The organism is Porphyromonas bennonis DSM 23058 = JCM 16335 (assembly GCF_000375645.1).
GTDB classification, from domain to species: domain Bacteria; phylum Bacteroidota; class Bacteroidia; order Bacteroidales; family Porphyromonadaceae; genus Porphyromonas_A; species Porphyromonas_A bennonis.
On the sequence record NZ_AQWR01000002.1, the window covers coordinates 38,869 to 57,286 of the forward strand.

The window sequence follows — 18,418 nt, forward strand, 5'->3', positions numbered from 1 at the left end:
CAACAGCAACTCTGCCACCTACCGCTCAAGTCGTCCGTGAGTCCAGCCCTCCTCACATCTATCCAAAAACATGATCGACGCAAATAGAAGACATTATTCCGCAAACGAATCCCGTCATATATTCGACCTGAGAAACCAACACTAAACACTAATACTCAATATCTTACGCAAATTACATCTACGCCCTTGCCGATAATCGTTAGTGCGTAAAAGAAAGAGTGTAACACTAATGTCGTCAAAATGCAGTATGTTTGCCACAACGAACCACTACCTTTGGCGCAGAGTGAAGAGAGCTATATCTCATTTGCTCGTCGGAGGACGAACTTTTAATTTAAACTCCATAACTACATCTACAAACAACTTAAGTCGGTAACATGAACCTGAAGACCTCTCTAAAGGGCTGGGCAGTACTGCTTATGACTCTGACTATCTCGCTGGGTGCCATACTCCCCGCAAGGGCACAGTCGGATGTCAAGGTGAGCGGGACGGTCTATGATGATGCCCTACAGCAAGCATTTCCCGGGGTGACAGTCATCGTCGCCGGGACGACAAACGGCACCTACACCAATGGTGAGGGTCACTTCAACATCAGCGCACCCGTAGGGGCGACGCTACACTTCTCATTCATAGGTTACAAGACCTATGAGTACAAGGTCGAGAAGTCTGTCTCGGACCTCAAGATCACACTCCGGGAGGACGCTCAGGCGCTTGACGAGCTTGTTGTCCTCGGGTATGGGGTCAACGCAAGGAAGCAGGACCTCTCTGCCTCAGTCGGCGTGATCGACAATACAGATGCACTCTCAGCTCGTCCCGTATCCAGTCCTGAGGGGATGCTCCAGGGACAGCTGGCGGGTGTGACGGTACAGTCCGTCGGTGGGGATCCTACCGGGCTGCCCAATATCGTCATCCGCGGACAGGGCTCACAGAATGGGGACAACGTCCTCTGGGTGGTAGACGGTATCCCGGGCGCACCCATCACCTCTGTCAGTGACATCGAGTCCATCGTGGTGCTGAAGGACGCCGCCTCCGCAGCTATCTACGGAGCGCAGTCCGGAGCCGGTGGTGTCGTCCTTGTCACGACAAAGAAAGCGAAAGAGGGCAAGCCCACCCTGACATACGACGGCACATATGGTATCCGTCAGGCAGCCAATCTACCTCGCCCGCTCAATGCCGAGGAGCAACTCAGGATGAGACAGCTCAGCTACGCCAACGCCGGGCAGACGGTACCTGACTCCTGGAATCCGGACAAGAACCCCTGGATCAAAACCACCCGGACCGACTGGATGAAGGAGGTCTTCCGCCCCGCCTTTTACCACCGCCACAATGTCGCACTCAACGTAGGAACGGAGAAGTCCGCTAATCGACTCTCCTTTGCCTACGAGGACAATAAGGGTATCCTGCTCAATACCTACAGTCGTAACTTCTCACTCCGCTACAACGGTCGATACGACATCAATAGATATGTCTCCATCAGCGAGGACCTGATCTGGAAGAATAGCACCGGCCGCTCCAAGAGCACCAACGATGGTTACACCGGTCCGGTCCTCTCTGCGATCTATATGCCCTCGAGTGCCACAGTGTACAATCCTCTGGATGGTACCTTTGGCGGTGTGACGACAGAGGATCCGGAGTACATCGCTAAGTACGGCAGCAACTTCGCCGACGCTCACGGTGATGCAGTCAATCCGGTTCGCCTGCTGACGGCCAGCAACTACTTCGACAAGAATAGCGATGTCTGGACCACGACGGCACTGACGCTGAGCAACCTGGTGGAGGGACTCAAGTTCACCAGCCGCTTTACCTACAATATCTTCAACTATTACGGTAAGAGTTTTACTCCCATCACCGACGAGCCGGGTAAGCCCAATACATCTAATAGCTTAGGAGAGGCCTCATCTAGGACTGAAGCCTGGAAGACAGAGAACACTCTGACCTATGATCAGACCTTCGGCGATCACTCCCTGAGTGCACTTCTCTCCACGACCGCAGATCACTGGCAGCAGATAGGCTTCTCAGGAGAGGGAAACAACTTCGCCGATGAGAGCCCCAACCTCCAGTTCTTTACCTTCGCCGGCGAGACAAGAGCAAAGGACTACTTCAGTGGGCCTGATGCCAATGTCTCTCTTGTGTCACGACTGGGCTACTCCTACGCTGACCGCTACTTCGCTACCGTCTCCTGGCGTCGCGACTATGCAGGTCGACTCCCCCAGGAGCACAACTATGGCGACTTCCCTGCGGTAACAGCCGCCTGGAAGATCTCTAACGAGTCCTTTATGCCTACGTCGGAGAACTTCAATCTACTGAAACTACGTGCCTCTTGGGGACGTATCGGCAACCTCGGATCCATCCCGATGAACTACAAGTCTGCCACCCTCGGGACCAAGGACTGGCACGAGCAGGCAGTCTACGGCGTGGAGGAGAATAAGCTGTATAATAATATTGTCTTCCACTCCAAGGCGGTCAATCCTCTGCTCACCTGGGAAACCTCTGAGCAGGTCGACGTCGGTCTGGACCTGGCACTCTTCCGCGAGAGACTCTCCCTCTCGATCGACTATTTTGACAAGAGAACCTTCAACCTGATCCAGGAGGCCACGATGAACTGGCCCAATACCATCGGTCTCGATCCGATGATGCTCAACCTTGGAGAGGTGAATAACCGAGGATTTGAGCTGACCGCAGCGTGGTCAGACCGTGTGACCAAGGACTTCTCCTACTCGATATCCGGCAATGTATCCTACCTGCGAAATAGGGTCACCGACATTGGTGTCAAGAATGAGGACGGCACGGCAGGAGTGTGGCTCAATAGCGGCTCAGACTTCCGCGGCATCCCCTACACCATGCAGACCGGAGAGGGTCAGCCACTCGGATCCTACTACCTGATACGGACGGACAGGATCTTCAAGTCCGAGGCTGAGGTCAAGGCTCACGCAAAGGATGGTCAGCTGATCCAGCCGAATGCCGTGCCCGGGGACCTTAGGTTTGTCGATGCCAATGGCGATGGCGAGATCACTGATGCCGACAGACAATATCTGGGCAATGCCATGCCTGACTGGACCTATGCCGCCACCTTTGCCATGAACTATCGTAAGCTGGGCTTCAGCCTCATGCTGCAGGGGGTACAGGGAGCACAGGCGCTCAATGTAGCGAAGTATATGACCCTCAATGATGCGGAGGGGAGCTTCAATCGCGACAGCCGTATCCTCGATGCCTGGTCTGAGCAGAACTCAGGATCCGACATTCCCCGTCTTACGAAGGCAGATAACAATGGGAACTTCAAGACTCCGTCTGACTGGTACCTCGAGGATGCCTCCTACCTCCGACTCAAGAACGTCACTCTCTCCTATGACATGAGCGACCTCATCCGCAGCTGGTCTCACCTCGACGAGCGTAAGAGCGCACTGCAGGTCTACCTGAGTGGTGAGAACCTCATGACCCTGACTAAGTACAGCGGAATGGATCCCGAGACCGGAGGATGGGATGCCATGACCTATCCGGTATCGCGTGTTTTCTCACTCGGTGTGAAGCTCACCTACTAATTTGACACAGAAAGTTATGAAGAAGAGTAATATACTATTGGGATCTCTTGCCGGCCTTATCGGACTGGTGGGACTCTCAGGATGCAATGACTTCCTCAATACCCACCCACAGGGGACCAATTCGTCAGACCAATACTTTGCCAATGACTACCAGGCGGTAGAGGCTCTCGATGGCATCTATGCATTCTATCATCAGGAGGACTGCTTTGGACGAGAGTTCTTCTGGGAGCAGGGAGCAGCATGTGATGTTGTCTGGGGTAAGAATCGCAGCTACAACACCCTTGCCACGTTCAAGTACACCGGTGATGAGTCCCCCCTCAGGGATGTATGGGAATATATGCAGATGTGCATACAGCGAAGCAACTGGATCATCTCTGAGCTGCTCGGTAAGGAGAAGGAGCAGAAGCTTACACCCATCGAGAATAGAGTGCTCGGGGAGGCCTACTTCCTGAGAGGGTTTATCCACTTCTACACCGCCTACAGGTATGGTACCGACAAGCAGGGAGTGCCCTTCACTCGGTGGGAGGACTACGAGGGTGGATACGATAACTCCATCCCTGAGCAGAGAGCATCCGTGATGGAGAATTACAAGCTCATCATCGAGGATATGGATGAGGCGATCAAGCGACTGCCGAGGTATGAGACCTACGACGCAGCTGATCGTGGTCGCGCTCATCAGGCAGCAGCCGTCGGCTATAAGGCTAAGGTCTATGCCTACTGGGCGGCTTGGGATGCCTCGAAGTGGAGCGACGTGATCGCCATGGTCAATGAGCTGGAGAGTAAGTACGACCGCGGCCTTGCCGACTCGTTCTCCGATCTTTTCTCATCCGACTTCAGCAAGTTCTGGTCACGCGAGTACCTCTGGACGATCCCCTCCAATGGCGGATCCTCCGGCGGTGGTACCGAGTTCCCCGGAGTAATCCTTGAGAATAAAGGCTGGGGTGTCTACAACGGCTGGGGGCAGAATAAGCCCTCCCTCGATATCTATGAGGAGATGCTTAAGGATGGTAAGGGTAACGAGCGCCTCACAAGATCTATTCTCGAGTATGGTCAGGAGTTCCCTTTCTTTGGTGAGAAGAGGAAATTCTACTCTCAGTCAGACCTGGAGTCAGGCTTTCAGATCAATAAGTATATGGAGCCCTTTGGGCACAAGGACGCATCTCAGGAGGGGCTGGTCCATACCAATGGAAACTTCCCCTGTGCAAGGATCAACTTCCCCCTTCTCCGCTTTGCAGACTGTCTCCTTCTCCGTGCCGAGGCGTACCTGATGACCGGGAATGCGGCCAAGGCTACAGAGGACATCAATCGAGTAAGGGTGCGCTCACACCTGGATCCGATCAAGGGTACGGCAACCACGGCTGACCTCTACCACGAGAGACGCTGCGAGCTGGCATTTGAGTTCTCCGACCACCTGTACGACCTGAAGAGGTGGCACCTCAGCGGGGACGCTACACTTAAGGAGCTTGCCGCTAAGGAGCTGAACTCGCATCCGAGAGTGCGAGTGTATAAGAATCGTAGCAATCCTGACTCTTCCTTCACGATCGAGCCTTATAATGACTACAAGGACAAGGCTCAGTACCAGGACTACATGATCGCCTTCCCCTATCCATCGGATGTGATCACCAACTCCAATGGTAAGCTCAAGCAGAATATTGGCTATGCTAAGTAATCTTGATGAGCGAGCCTAACATTCACTAATCACACATAGGGGCATCATAGGCTCAGGGATCCGTCCCTTACCTATGATGCCCCTTTTCATCCCAGATAGATATGGAGAAGACCTCACCACTGTGGTTCCTTACGCTACTGCTGATCTCAGGACTGGTCGGCGGCTGTGGGAGAGAGCCGGAGACGAGACTGATCGACCTCGCGATCGTGGGGACGCATGATGCCGCAGCCTATAATGCGTCACCCCGGCTTCGGTGCCAGGACCTGACGCAGGAGGAGCAGTTAGAGGTCGGAGTCCGTGCCTTTGACCTCCGACTCGTCGACCGATATGATGGGTCCGGACTTCTGGATCTTTATCATGGCAAGGAGTCGCTTGGGCTCGAGTTCACCGAGGATGTTCTGCCTCTTTTTACTCAGTTTCTCACCGCCCATCCAGACGAATTCGTTATCTTGTCACTCCGGAAGGAAGATGACGACCACCACTCGCCTGATGAGATGGAGGCGTACAGTGTCTCGCTCCTGCGTGCTCTGGAGAGACCGGAGGTGGCACGGCTCCTCTATAGAGGCGAGCTCACGCCGGCAACGAAGGTCTCGGAGGTTCGAGGGAAACTGCTCATCCTGCTTCGTACGAGGATAGGCGACGATGTTTGTATGCCCTACTTTGATGGATTTCAGGACGACACCACCTTTGTGGCTCGCTTAGTCAATCCCTGCGGCGGGACTCTTGACCTAATAGTAGAGGACAAGTATATGGTCTGCGACACCATCGGGATGCGTGATAAGAAATCGGCTCTCAGCGAGGTACTGGACCTTGCCGAGACGATGCCTGACCACTGGATGATCGCCTACCTCAGCGGGACAGGTGACCTAACTCCTGAGGCTGTGGCGGAGGAGATCAATCCTTTCGCCTACCGTCTTCTCCGAGAGAGGACCTCGCTCCCGGGAGGGATCTACTTTATGGACTTTGCCGGGATGCCTGAGGCTCGGGCGATCATTACGCTTTGTAAGAAACAAAACTCCAAGATATGAAGAATAAACTAACCCTACAGCTCGGGCTACTCCTCACTCTGCCACTGCTCTACGCTTGTGGTAACGGTCGGGGAGAGGAACTGATGACTACCGATCCGACCAAGCTCTATGAGATGGTCGACCCATTCATCGGGACCGGATATCACGGACACACATTCCCAGGCGCTACTGCTCCGCTGGGAATGGTTCAGCTGAGCCCTGAGACACGGTGGGAGGGCTGGGATGCATGCGCCGGATACCATTACGATGACGACTCGCTCTACGGCTTTGCTCACACCCACCTCTCCGGCACCGGATGCAGCGACCTCGGGGACGTAATCTTCCTCCCCATTACAGACAGCAAGAGCTACGCTGGCCACATCGATGACGAACGCTTGCCCAAGGTCGGTTTCAGCAACGACCGCGAGAGCGCACATGCAGGCTACTACAGTGTGGAGCTGGACAATGGTATCCGCGCTGAGCTTACAGCCGGATCCCTCATGGGCGTCCATCGCTACACTTATCCTAAGGACTCCGGAGAGACCTCGCTGCTGATCGACTTAGTGAATATCAAAGGGGATGAGATCGTGGAAAGCGGACTGGAGCAGACCTCAGATAGTACGCTGAGGGGCTACACGATCACCAACGGCTGGGTGCCTGGACAGCACGTTTACTTTGCCGCCAAGCTTAGCCGTCCGATACGAGAGACCAAACTTTTCCTAAATGGAGAAAAGGTCAATGAGCAGATCGCTCAGGGCGACTCCATCCGTGCGTTACTGTCTCTAGACGCGGGGGAAGACGGCGTTGTGGAGATCTTTGTCGGGCTCTCACAGACATCAATGGAAGCAGCTGAGGCTAATCTCAACGCGGAACTCTCACGGTCCGGCAAGACATTCGACCAAGTCTGTGCCAGCACAGAGAAGCAGTGGAATGACCTCCTCTCCAAGGTAAAGGTAAAAGAGGGGAAGAGGGAGGATCTCACTTGCCTCTACACCGCCCTCTACCACTCCCTCGTAGCGCCGAATAGAACAAGTGATGCTGACGGGAGCTATCGCGGTATGGACGATAAGATCCACCAAGTCTCTGGAGTGAGCTACTCCACTCTGTCGCTCTGGGACACCTTCCGCGCGGAGCATCCTCTCCTCGCTCTGCTCTACCCGGAAGTGGTGCCTGATCTGTGCCGATCCATGATGCAGATGTACCGTGAGCAGGGCGAGCTACCCATCTGGCCACTCTATAGTGGAGAGACCCGAACCATGATCGGTTACCACGCCGTCTCCGTACTGGCTGATGCCTACCTCAGTGGACAGCTTGGCGACCTCGACCCGATGGTGGTGCTCGAGGCTATGATCAAGTCCTCAAATATCAACAAGAAAGGCTCCGATGCCTACACCCGACTGGGATTCATTCCCGCCAATACGCACAACGAGTCCGTCTCCTGCACCCTCGAGTACGCTTATGATGACTGGTGCATCGCTCGGATGGCGGAGGCGCTCGGGGAGAAAGATATTGCAGACACCTACTACCAGCGAGCTCACAATTACATCCACCTCTTCGACGGAAGCACCAAGTTTTTCCGCGGACGTCACGAGGACGGATCTTGGGGAGCCGACTTTGACCCTTACGAGGTAAGCAAGGACTACACCGAAGCCAATGGCTGGCAGTACCGCTTTGCGCCCATGCATGATGTGGAGGGGATGATTGCTCTCCACGGTGGAGCAGAGGAGATGCTTGACGCTCTCGACAATCTCTTCAGCGACACCACACCGGCTGGAGACCTCCAGGACATCACCGGTCTTATCGGGCAGTATGCTCATGGCAATGAGCCGAGCCATCACCTCGCCTACCTTTACAATTACCTGGGTCGCCCCTCCCGTACCCAGGAGCTGACGCGTCAGATCCTGGATGAACTGTACCTCGACACTCCGGAGGGGATCAGTGGCAATGAGGACTGCGGTCAGATGTCTGCCTGGTACCTCTTCACTGCCCTCGGTCTCTATCCGGTGACACCGGCTAGCGGAGAGCTCCAGGTCACCACCCCTCGCTTCCGGGAGGTGACCCTGACGCTCCCGAAGGGCGAGCTCACCATTACCACAGACAAAGATCCCGCAGAGTATCCCTATATCCGATCCGTCAGTCTGAATGGGAAGGAGCTGCGTCGTCTCTTCGTCACCACAGAGGAGCTCGCTCAGGGAGGCACACTCGCCTTTGCGCTCTCCGACAAACCTGTAGATGACTTCCGAGTGGAGGAGAAGCCCTACAGCATGACTCGCAAGGACTTCGTGTCTCCGGTATACAGCTCGGACGACATCACCCTCTTCCACGACCAGGTGAGCGTAAGCTTAGCCACAGCCACCCCAGGAGCGACGATCTACTACACCATCGATGAGGGGGAGAAAAAGGAGTACACCGGCACCCCCATCACCCTCACTCGCAGCACGACCCTCCGGGCTACTGCCGAGAAAGAAGGACTAAATCCCTCGCCCTACACGACGCTCATCGCCACAAGGGCTGAGTATGCCCCGGCTATGGAGGTCACCTCCATTGCCGATGGTGCCAGCTGGACGCTCCACGCAGGATCGGTCGGTAATACGAATCAGATCGCCGCACTTCCTATTGTAGAGCGCGGTGTCTGCGATCAGCCCTCGATAGAGATGCGAGACCGCGAGGATCTCTTTGCGCTCACCTTCACAGGATATATTGATGTACCGGAGACAGATGTCTACGAGTTTCGTCTCACCTCCGATGATGGCTCCGTCTTACGTATCCACGATCGACCAATTGTCCTCAATGACGGCTCGCACGCTTTCGTCTCAGCCACCGGCAAGGCCGCACTCAGTCGCGGACTACACCCCTTCACCCTACTCTACTGGCAGGGCGCTGAGGGCAAGGGACTACGACTGGAGTACCGCCGACGCGGAGAGACTGACTACACCACACTCACCCTCAAGCACTAATGATCCATGAAAGTCATATCTAAGCACCTCCTTATAATCCTGCTACTCATCGGTCTCACTGCAACGGCACAGGAGCCGAGCCGCCAGACCGTCACCCTGCCCTCCACCTACGAGACCGTAACGGTCCGCCCTGTGGGGGGGACCAAGGTACGCAACGTCGTCCTGATGATCGGCGACGGCATGAGCCTCGCACACATCGCTGCCCTTAGAACAGTCAATAAGGGACACATCAATCTCTCCAATGCTCAGGCCACCGGACTTGTCATCACCACGGCACTTGACAAGCTCGTCACCGACTCCGCTGCTGCTGCCACTGCGATGAGCACAGGGCATAAGGCTCGCTACCACACACTCGCTGTAGATAGTCTCGATCGACCCTACGCCACTATCATCGACTACGCGCACAGCGCCGGACTCGGCACTGGCGTGATCAGCACCTGTCGTCTTTACGATGCAACCCCGGCCGCCTTCCTCGCCCACAGCTCTGAGCGAGAGGCACCCTATGAGATCATCGGGCAATTCCCCGACAGCCATTGCGATCTCATCATGGGCGGAGGGGCAAAGGTCTTTGCCGACAGACCTGATGGACGCAACATCTTCCAGGAGATGAAGGAGAAGGGGTATCGTGTCACCCGTAGCCTTAAGGACTTCGCTGCAGGCGAAAAGAGTTCCTCCGGCCGCGAGCTATGTGTCTATGCGGAGAAGGACGTACCTGTGCCACTGGAGCGGGGAGAACTACTCTCCGACGCCTCACGTCTTGCACTTGATCATTTGGCAAAGCAGACCCCTGAGGGTTTCTTCCTGATGATCGAGGGCTCTCAATTGGACGACTATGGTCACACCAACGACCTCGACCTGCTGATGCAGGAGACGGCAGACTTCGATCGCGCTATCGGAGCGGTCATGAGGTGGGCCGAAGAGGATGGCGAGACGCTCGTCATTGTCACAGCGGATCACGAGACCGGAGGACTCACCGTCCTCGGTGGAGATGAGGAGAAGGGCGAAGTGGAGGGAAACTTCTCCACCGGCGGCCACAGTGGCGTGCTGGTACCGATATACCTCTATGGTCCGTCAGCGGACTACTTCACCGGCATCTACCACAATACCGAGATCTACCATAAGGTCATGCACCTCCTCGGACTCTCCGAGCGCTGCACCCACGAGACTGCCAGACCATGAAGCGACTACTTACATCCATCGTCCTATTACTCCTGTGCTTGAGTTCCCTATCGGCGCAGGACCAGCGCGGAGTGCTGCGCTTCAGATCCGACAGCACCTTTCGTATAGCACAGTTTACCGACCTCCACATCGACCCTACCTCAGTCAATACCCCACGCACCTACGAGGTTCTCCGAGAGGTGATCCGCTCTGAGCGACCGGATCTGGTTCTGCTGACCGGTGATGTCATCACTGAGCGTCCTGCGGCAGAGGGCTGGAGGACCCTCACTCGATTCTTTGAGGAGGAGAAACAGCCTTACGGCGTTCTACTCGGCAATCACGATGCTGAGGTGATCTCCAAGGACTCCATCTATGACCTCCTCGAAGGGAAGCCTTACTGTATCAGTCTCAGAGGACCTAGGGAAATTGAGGGCGAGGGCAATCAAGAGATCCGCATCGAGAGTTCCTCCGGAGGGGAGATTGCTGCCCTGCTTTACCTCTTGGACTCGGGGCAGTACTACAGGGACCAATTTATCAGCCACTACGACCACATCCACTTTGATCAGATCGACTGGCTAAGAAGAACTCATGCCCAGACCATCTCTGAGAGTGGTAGGGACGTCATCCCATCCATGCTCTTCTTCCACATTCCCATACCAGAGTTTGAGACACTAAAAGATCAATGGAAAGGACACATCAGCGAGGGCATCTCCTCCTCCACGCTAAATAGCGGGCTCTTCAGCACACTGCTTGACTTAGGCGGCGTAATGGGAGTCTTCTGCGGACACGACCATGCCAATGACGCCCTGGCGATCCGAGACGGCATCACCCTCGGCTACGGACGAGTAAGCGGTCTGGATGCCTATGGAGATCTTCCCAGAGGCGGACGAATGATTGTTCTGCACGAGGGAGAGCAGCGCTTCGACAGCTGGATAGCTACCCCGGAGGGAGGTCGGGAGGCTACCTTCTACTACCCCTCCGGCTTCGACTCCGATGAGGAGCAGTCGGCTCACTATCTGCCGCCACTCTCTCTCGATGCCCGGACTCACGGAGTGAGGTACCGCTACTACGCCGGGACGATCAAGCAGACCGAGCAGATCCCCACCGCCACACTTGTCAAGGAGGGGACCCTCCCCTACCCCTCTATCGAGGGAGCAGATCGGGAGGACCACTTTGGCTACATCTTCGAGTCCCTCATCCGCATACCGGAGCGGGGGCTCTACCGCTTCTACACCTACTCCGATGACGGCTCTGTGCTCTACATTAATGGAGTAAAGGTGGTAGATAACGACGGAGGTCACAGCGCCCGCCTACGGGAGGGAGTAGTCGCACTGGAGGCAGGCTTCCACCGGCTTAGGGTCGACTACTTCGAGGACTATATGGGACAGACACTCGAGGTGGGACTGACCGGAAAGAGTCTCCTACGGCAGCCTATCCCTGAGAGCATGCTATACCTCGAGCCATCTGACGAGTGATATGATACGACTGATACTGCTGACAGACTTTACCGAGTCCTACTCCTACAACCTATTTGCCGGCATACAGGCCTATGCACAGGAGCATGACCGCTGGGCAGTCTGCCGTATGCCGCCGAGCTACAAGAGCCAGCATGGTCTCGCCGGCGTGCTGGAGTGGGCCCGAGCGTGGGAGGCGGATGCGATCATCGGACGCTTCGATGCCGGGGACCGGGTCGAGTCCTTCAGAGAGGCAGGTATACTGGCCATAGCACAGGACTACAAGGTGCCGATTCCCTCGCTGCCTGCCGTCACGGGAGACTACTGCGGGACGGGCGAGATGGCAGCAGAATACTTCATCCGCAAGGGCTTCACCTCCTTTGCCTTCGTTGGCTACCGAGATGTGTTTTGGTCTCAGGAGCGCTACTACGGCTTCCGGTCTTACCTCGAGGAGGCGGGGCTGGCAGATGCTCTGACCGACTACCGTGAGACCTCTATTGACGAGGTGTGGGACTACCGTCAGGAGCGACTGATCAAGTTTCTGGAGGAGCTGCCACCGGAGACAGCAATCTTCGCCTGCGATGACAATGAGGGGATCCGTATCGCTGAGCTCTGCCGTGTCGCTGACATCGGCATCCCCCAGGACGTGGCGATCCTCGGGGTGGACGACGACCGGACCATCTGTGGTCTGGCGGACCCTCCTCTCTCCAGCATCTCACTCGATGTCGTACAGGGAGGATATGAGACGGCAGCACAGATCGACCGATACCTCTCCCACAAGTCCGACAGGGTGGACGACGTAGTTGTCCGACCGGTCCGGATCAGCGAGCGCGCCTCGACCAACATCCTCTCCATCAGCGACCGTGAGGTGGCGAGGGCGATCCGCTTCATCCACGACCACTCCACTCACCCGCTCTCCGTGATGGACGTCGTGCGACAGGTCCCTCTATCGCGTCGACACCTGGAGATACGCTTCAAGAGAGCCACACGCCAGACGATACAGAAGTACATCATGAAGTACCGCGTCGAGAAGCTTGCCCATCTCCTGATCACCAGTGACAGGCCGATCATGGAGCTGGGAGAGGAGATGGGCTTCGGCAGCCCCAAGAATCTCTCCCGCCAGTTTAGGTCCGTCATGGGCATGTCTCCCCAGAAGTACCGACGCCTGCACCACTGCTCCGTCTCCGGGAGCCCAAGCGAGCTCCTAAGAGAGACAGTTGATGAGCGCACGACTAATCCCACACCATGATAGTTATTATGAAAAAAGCAATATGTCTGACCCTGCTGGCCGTGACCGGCACAGTGGCAGTTGCCTCAGCGCAGATCAGCGCAGGAAACGACTCGATCTACAGACTGCCGTACAAGAATACTTATGTGAAGAACGTCTTCGTCACCGACAATGCCTTCCGGACCATGAAGCCCCGGATCACACAGCCCCGCTCATTTGACGAAGCAAGGACTATCCTCCCCTCTCCGATCTGGGAGGGACACGAGGAGGAGATCGGGATGTACTGGGATGCCTGGAGGATAGCTATCGACAACATTCGTCAGCCGGACCCCGGATCGGGCTTTGTCGCCACATATATTGACACGGCCTATAATGGGAACCTCTTCATGTGGGACGACTGCTTCATCCTGATGTTTGCCCGCTACGGAGACCGATTCTTCCCCTTCCAGAGGACGCTTGACAACTTCTACGCCAAGCAACACCCCGACGGATTCATCTGCAGGGAGATCAAGGCGGACGGCGCTGACTGCTTTGAGCGATACGATCCCACCTCCACGGGTCCCAACCTACTCCCCTGGTGCGAGATGGTCTACTACCATCAGTATGGTGATCTCGAGCGACTGCATCGCGTCTTCCCTGTGCTCTGCGGCTACTACGACTGGCTGCGGCTCAATCGCACCTGGCGCAACGGCACCTACTGGAGCAGTGGCTGGGGGACCGGGATGGACAATATGCCACGCGTGCCGGAGGGGTACAATCCGATCTACTCCCACGGTCACATGATCTGGCTCGACACCAATCTCCAGCAGATCATGACCGCCTACCAGCTCCTCGAGATGGGCTTCTACATCGAGCGGTGGCAGGAGATCGAGGACTATGAGACCGAGGCGCTGGCACTCAAGGACTATGTCAATACTCAGCTGTGGGACGACAAGAGCGGCTTCCTCTACGACCAGTACCGCGACGGCACCCTCTGCGACGCCAAGGGGATCGGAGCCTACTGGGCGCTGATGACCGACGTACTGGACAGAGAGCGAATGGATCGTCTCGTGACACACCTGACGAGGGAGAGCGAATTTGCCCGCCCCCACCCCATTCCCTCTCTCTCTGCCGATCACCCCAAGTACCGACCCAATGGTCGCTACTGGCAGGGAGGCGTCTGGCCGGGAACAAACTACATGGTGATCACCGGTCTCTCTCGACAGGGCTACCGTGATCTCGCCTACGACATTGCTTCGAAGCATTATCAGGCGGTACTGGAGGTGTACCGACGGACAGGGACCTTCTATGAGTACTATGCTCCGGAGGCGACTGAGCCGGGATTTATGGCGCGGGATCACTTTGTCGGCTGGGGCGGACTCGCCCCTATCGCTCTCCTGATCGAGTACCTTATCGGGATCAAGGCTGACTACCCCGAGGAGACGATCCGCTGGGACATCCACCAGCTGGAGGCACACGGGATCGAGCGATACCCCTTCGGACCAGATGGTATGGTGGACCTGAAGTGTGCTCGGCGAAGCTCAGCCAATGAGCGTCCCAGAGTGACCGTCCACTCCAATGTACCGCTGACCCTCATCCTCACCTATGGGAAGGGGAAGAGCGAGACACTTCGAATCGAACCGGACCGATAAGGCTGTCAAGTAAAACCATTACGTCGAGTCCCTCTGCATACGGATCAGAAGTGGCTCCGATCTATTACCGGTATTAGTGATGACTAATACCGGTAATAGTGTAAACTAATACCGGTAAAAGAAATTCCCCTGAGGTAGAAGAGTATTTTCCGCTGCTATACTGCGAATAAGAGACGGTAGCATTTCACAGGTCTCAGAGCGAGAGCCGCAGAGAGAGGAGGATCGTCCTCGGTCGGAGGTCGTACCGGTAGGCGTACCTATTGACGGTGTCAAAGGTGAGGTAGCGGTAAGACTGGTGGTTGAGTAGGTTGAGCACCCGGAGGTCGACTGAGAATGACTTCTGACGATAGGAGAGCGTCGTACTGAGCTGGGGGAACGTCCGATCCGGACCCTCAAAAGCGGTATAGGTGGTGACCCGACAGTTTGTCCTCCAGACCACACCTGTAAGCAGCGGCACACTCACACCGGCGCGATGGCTGTAGGAGATGACCGGCTGAGCGTTGGTGCCACCGTAGCTCATCATCGTGCGGCTGAGGTTGTACGAGTAGGAGAGCTCCAGCCCTCGGATCGGCGTGGTGGAGAGCTCAGGTGTGACATACATTGTGGTGGAGCTGTAGGGGAGGAGCACCTCATTTTGCATCACCCGATAGTCGGCACGGGAGACTCCGGTATAGAACCGGAGGGCAGTCTTATAGGCGTGGAAGCGCTTTGTCACCGTGAGGTCACCATTGTAGAGGTGCGAGATGTTATCCGTCTGCAGAGCACCGGTGCCGATCATGTCCTCCTCTATCGTCTGAGTCGCGAGGGTATTGCTCCGGATCCGTGTGTAGCCCCCACTGAGCCGCACAAACCACATCTTCATCGGCTGGCTGAAGCGGTAGTCCCCCGTCACATTGATCATGGAGCTCTCTGAGAGTGTTCCGGAGCCGGTGGTGGTCTGCGTCAGTCCGGTACGAACCGGGGCGGAGAGGAAGGAGGCAGCTCCGCCATAGCCACTGCTGTAGTTGGCACCAAGGCTGACCTCGGAGAAGGGACTTAGTGCAAAGTCTGCCGAAAGAGAGGGGTTGATGGTAAAGATCGGGCGGGAGAGCTTGAGAGGTCGGTCCCCGCTATTGCGGAGCGAGAGGTAGTTGCCCGTGAGTGCCAGCGTGGCATTTAAAACGCAGCGGAGCCCTCGCGGACGGGTATAGGTGTATCCTGTCGATAGCCCGAGTGAAGTCGTGCTCACGTCAAGGTCATTCAGGGCGGTACGCTCGGCACCCTCCCGCTCCTGATAGGTCTCCACATGGTCGCCCGAGTAGGTCAGTCCCAAGGTGCCGTGGAGCCTGTGCGCCCCCTTTGTCTCACTGAGCGTATAGGTAGCACCCGCACCCACGGATCCCCCCTGAGCATACTGCCGAAGAGAGATCTCATCTGCGGATCCGATAGCCATCCACTGATCCGGGATCGTCACGAGACTCACCCGCCCCTCCACTCGGTGGTTTTGGGTCCCGCGACGGCGGCTGTAGGCGATCTCATCGAGGAGAGATAGACCACGAGACTGCTTTTGTACAAAGTGGGATCCGCCACCGCCGAGCAGGGTTGGCAGTTGATCATCAGAAATCTTTCCGTCGAGGACAAAGCTATTACTCAGGAAGTATCCCTCCTGATTGTCCCGATACTCGATCTCCACGCCCGGCAGATGGACGAGAGCAGTGGGATTACTCTCCTCGCTGATCACCGTCCCGTCGGCAAAGTGCCTCTCTATCGCATAGCCGTAGCCGGTAGAGCTGCGTCCATAGCGTGCCTGCACACGGAGCTGCCGATCATCCGAGAGGGCGCGGAGGACCGATCCGGAGACGGAGAGGTCAAGGGGACTGATGTAGAGCTCCCGATCGATCGGCGGCGCAGATACAGAGGCATCGCCGATCACCCGCTCAGCTAGAGCGGTAGGCGAGTCCCCTCTCACGATCAGATCCAGAGCATCATCCCGAGCACGCTCCGTCTGATTGCCTCCAGATAGCAGCGCCATATACTGCATAGAGTGGGCGAAGAGCATCGACGAGAGTGAGGCGTCGTACCGCACCCTACCCCCATAGCCGATCGCTCCATTCCCCGACCAGATGGGGCGGCTCTTCGCTTCCTTCTCCAGTCGGACATTCAGTGCCACGTCATTCGTCGGCACGTCCTTATCTATCTTCCGATCCTGATGGTGCCTCATCACATCCACTGAGGCTACCTTCTTAGCATCCAAGTTTCGTGTCGCCTTGTGGTACTGCCCGCCGAGGAGATCCATTCCCTCAATATAGAAGTGGCTGATCGCCTTACCGAGATAGCTGATCTGTCCCTTGGGATCCACCTCCACCCCCGGCAGACGCTTGATCGCATCCTCCAGGGTGTAATCCCCCGCCTCCGTGAAGGAACGGAGGAGATAGGTGAGCGTATCCGACCGCTCGATGATCGGATAGGCCTCCACCGTCACCTCCTGCAGCTGTGAGACACGCGGAGAGAGACGTAGTGTCACCTCGTGTCGGTCGGGCGTCAGCGAGAGGCTGTCCGTCTCGTACGAGAGATGACTGATAGAGAGATTCATCCTCGGGTAACCGCGATCGGATGTGAGGGCGAAGCGTCCCCCCTTGCGGGTAAAGGCAAAGGCGAGGATCTGCCCCTCGTGACTCAGCGTCACCAGGGCGCCCACCACCGCCTCTCCCTCACCACCGGTTACCCGTCCGGAGAGCTTATACTCCTGAGCAAGAAGCGAGAGTGAGCACAGCAGGAGCAGGAGCGAGAGGAAGTATCGGCGGGGTCTCATCACTTCAGCTCCAGGGGCTGGGTCGTAGAGACAAGAGGTCGTAGTGTAAAGCCATTGATCATGACGACTCTTTGACCATTGTCGTTACTTCGGACAGTCATCTCGGTGACGCCGTCCATGGGGATCTCCGTCTGACGCGACTTTGCCTTAATGAAATCCTGACGGGTAGTCCGGATCGCCATGGAGCGGTCCGGCTCCGGTAGTGGCGTTGTTGCCTTAGCAAAGCGAACCGCCGTGAAGTGGTGCATTCCCTCGGCATCCTCCGCCTCGAGGATCAGACCGGGCAATCCGTGGAGCTTCCATGGACCAAAGGCGGAGGGGATCCCGGGAGCGTACCGTACAACCCAGGTCCGTCCGCCATAGCTACCCGTGGCAGTCTTGCAGCTATAACCGCACACCTCCTTGGTCTCCTCTGAGAGGGTCCAGTCGATCGACATCATCGGCTCGGTGTAGGTGTAGTAGGAGAGTGGGATGGTCTCCATAAGCGTCATCTCTCCACGCCCCAGATCCATAGTAACGCAGGGGTCGAAGTAGAAGAGATTGTCCACCGCAGCCATCTGAAGACTCTGCAGAAGACTGTCCGGTCGGGTGGTCTCGGCCATCAAGGAGTCCACCCGATAAGCGGTATAGTCTCGGCAGTAGCTGCGCTGGTCTCCCATCCGGAGCATCACCAGTGTAGAGAGCTCCTGAGGGAGACTCTCGTTATGCTGCTCCTGAGCACTCATAATAGCAACCATAATGTCCAGGCCGCTATCCCCCTCCTCTGCAGAAGTGGTCGGACCACTGTAATGATACCGGTAGAGACACTCATACTGGTCTGACGGAGTCTGAGCGAGGAGAATGGGGGAGACGGTCAGCAGCAGGAGCACTGAGATAGACAGCAGAAGCGTACGTAAGTGGGAAGGGTTCATAATCTTGTCTGTTGGTGGTTGATACGTGCGCCAAAGATAGCGCATTTTCTCATGACGGAATACACTTCCATGGCTT

The 18,418-nt window shown here is 56.5% G+C and carries 10 protein-coding genes; 8 read left to right on the top strand and 2 right to left on the bottom strand.

The window, feature by feature from the left end; translation table 11 throughout:
* The first annotated feature begins 416 nt into the window (after positions 1-416).
* The 8 genes from B088_RS00660 to B088_RS00695 all read left to right on the top strand — a co-directional run bounded on the left by B088_RS00660 (position 417) and on the right by B088_RS00695 (position 14,640).
* A complete protein-coding gene (locus B088_RS00660; protein ID WP_038973793.1) occupies positions 417-3,536 on the top strand; it encodes a SusC/RagA family TonB-linked outer membrane protein in 3,120 nt (1,039 codons plus the stop codon).
* 16 nt (positions 3,537-3,552) lie between these two features.
* Positions 3,553-5,205, top strand: a complete 1,653-nt coding sequence (locus B088_RS00665; RefSeq protein WP_018106478.1) for a RagB/SusD family nutrient uptake outer membrane protein — start codon at positions 3,553-3,555, stop codon at positions 5,203-5,205.
* 101 nt (positions 5,206-5,306) lie between these two features.
* The gene (locus B088_RS00670) at positions 5,307-6,233 is read left to right on the top strand and encodes a PI-PLC domain-containing protein (RefSeq protein ID WP_018106479.1); all 927 of its coding nucleotides are present in this window, start codon (positions 5,307-5,309) and stop codon (positions 6,231-6,233) included.
* A complete protein-coding gene (locus B088_RS00675) occupies positions 6,230-9,169 on the top strand; it encodes a GH92 family glycosyl hydrolase (RefSeq protein WP_018106480.1) in 2,940 nt (979 codons plus the stop codon). Before B088_RS00670 ends, B088_RS00675 begins: the two co-directional genes overlap by 4 nt.
* A gap of 6 nt (positions 9,170-9,175) precedes the next feature.
* Positions 9,176-10,348 carry an alkaline phosphatase gene (locus tag B088_RS00680; RefSeq protein ID WP_018106481.1) on the top strand — a complete coding sequence of 391 codons (1,173 nt, stop codon included), beginning with the start codon at positions 9,176-9,178 and terminating at the stop codon, positions 10,346-10,348.
* Positions 10,345-11,802 (top strand): PA14 domain-containing metallophosphoesterase, encoded by a 1,458-nt coding sequence (locus B088_RS00685; RefSeq protein ID WP_018106482.1) that lies wholly within the window; start codon positions 10,345-10,347, stop codon positions 11,800-11,802. Before B088_RS00680 ends, B088_RS00685 begins: the two co-directional genes overlap by 4 nt.
* Before the next feature lies 1 nt (position 11,803).
* Positions 11,804-13,030 (top strand): AraC family transcriptional regulator, encoded by a 1,227-nt coding sequence (locus B088_RS00690; protein WP_018106483.1) that lies wholly within the window; start codon positions 11,804-11,806, stop codon positions 13,028-13,030.
* A 5-nt stretch (positions 13,031-13,035) separates the two neighbouring features.
* Positions 13,036-14,640 (top strand): MGH1-like glycoside hydrolase domain-containing protein, encoded by a 1,605-nt coding sequence (locus B088_RS00695; RefSeq protein ID WP_025081559.1) that lies wholly within the window; start codon positions 13,036-13,038, stop codon positions 14,638-14,640.
* Between the two features lie 193 nt (positions 14,641-14,833).
* On the opposite strand, the gene B088_RS00700 is transcribed toward B088_RS00695, so the two are convergent.
* Both B088_RS00700 and B088_RS08190 read right to left on the bottom strand, forming a co-directional pair.
* Entirely contained in the window at positions 14,834-17,431 is a 2,598-nt protein-coding gene (locus tag B088_RS00700; protein WP_018106485.1) for a hypothetical protein, read from the bottom strand.
* A complete protein-coding gene (locus tag B088_RS08190; protein WP_018106486.1) occupies positions 17,431-18,342 on the bottom strand; it encodes a GLPGLI family protein in 912 nt (303 codons plus the stop codon). Before B088_RS08190 ends, B088_RS00700 begins: the two co-directional genes overlap by 1 nt.
* Between the last annotated feature and the right edge of the window lie 76 nt (positions 18,343-18,418).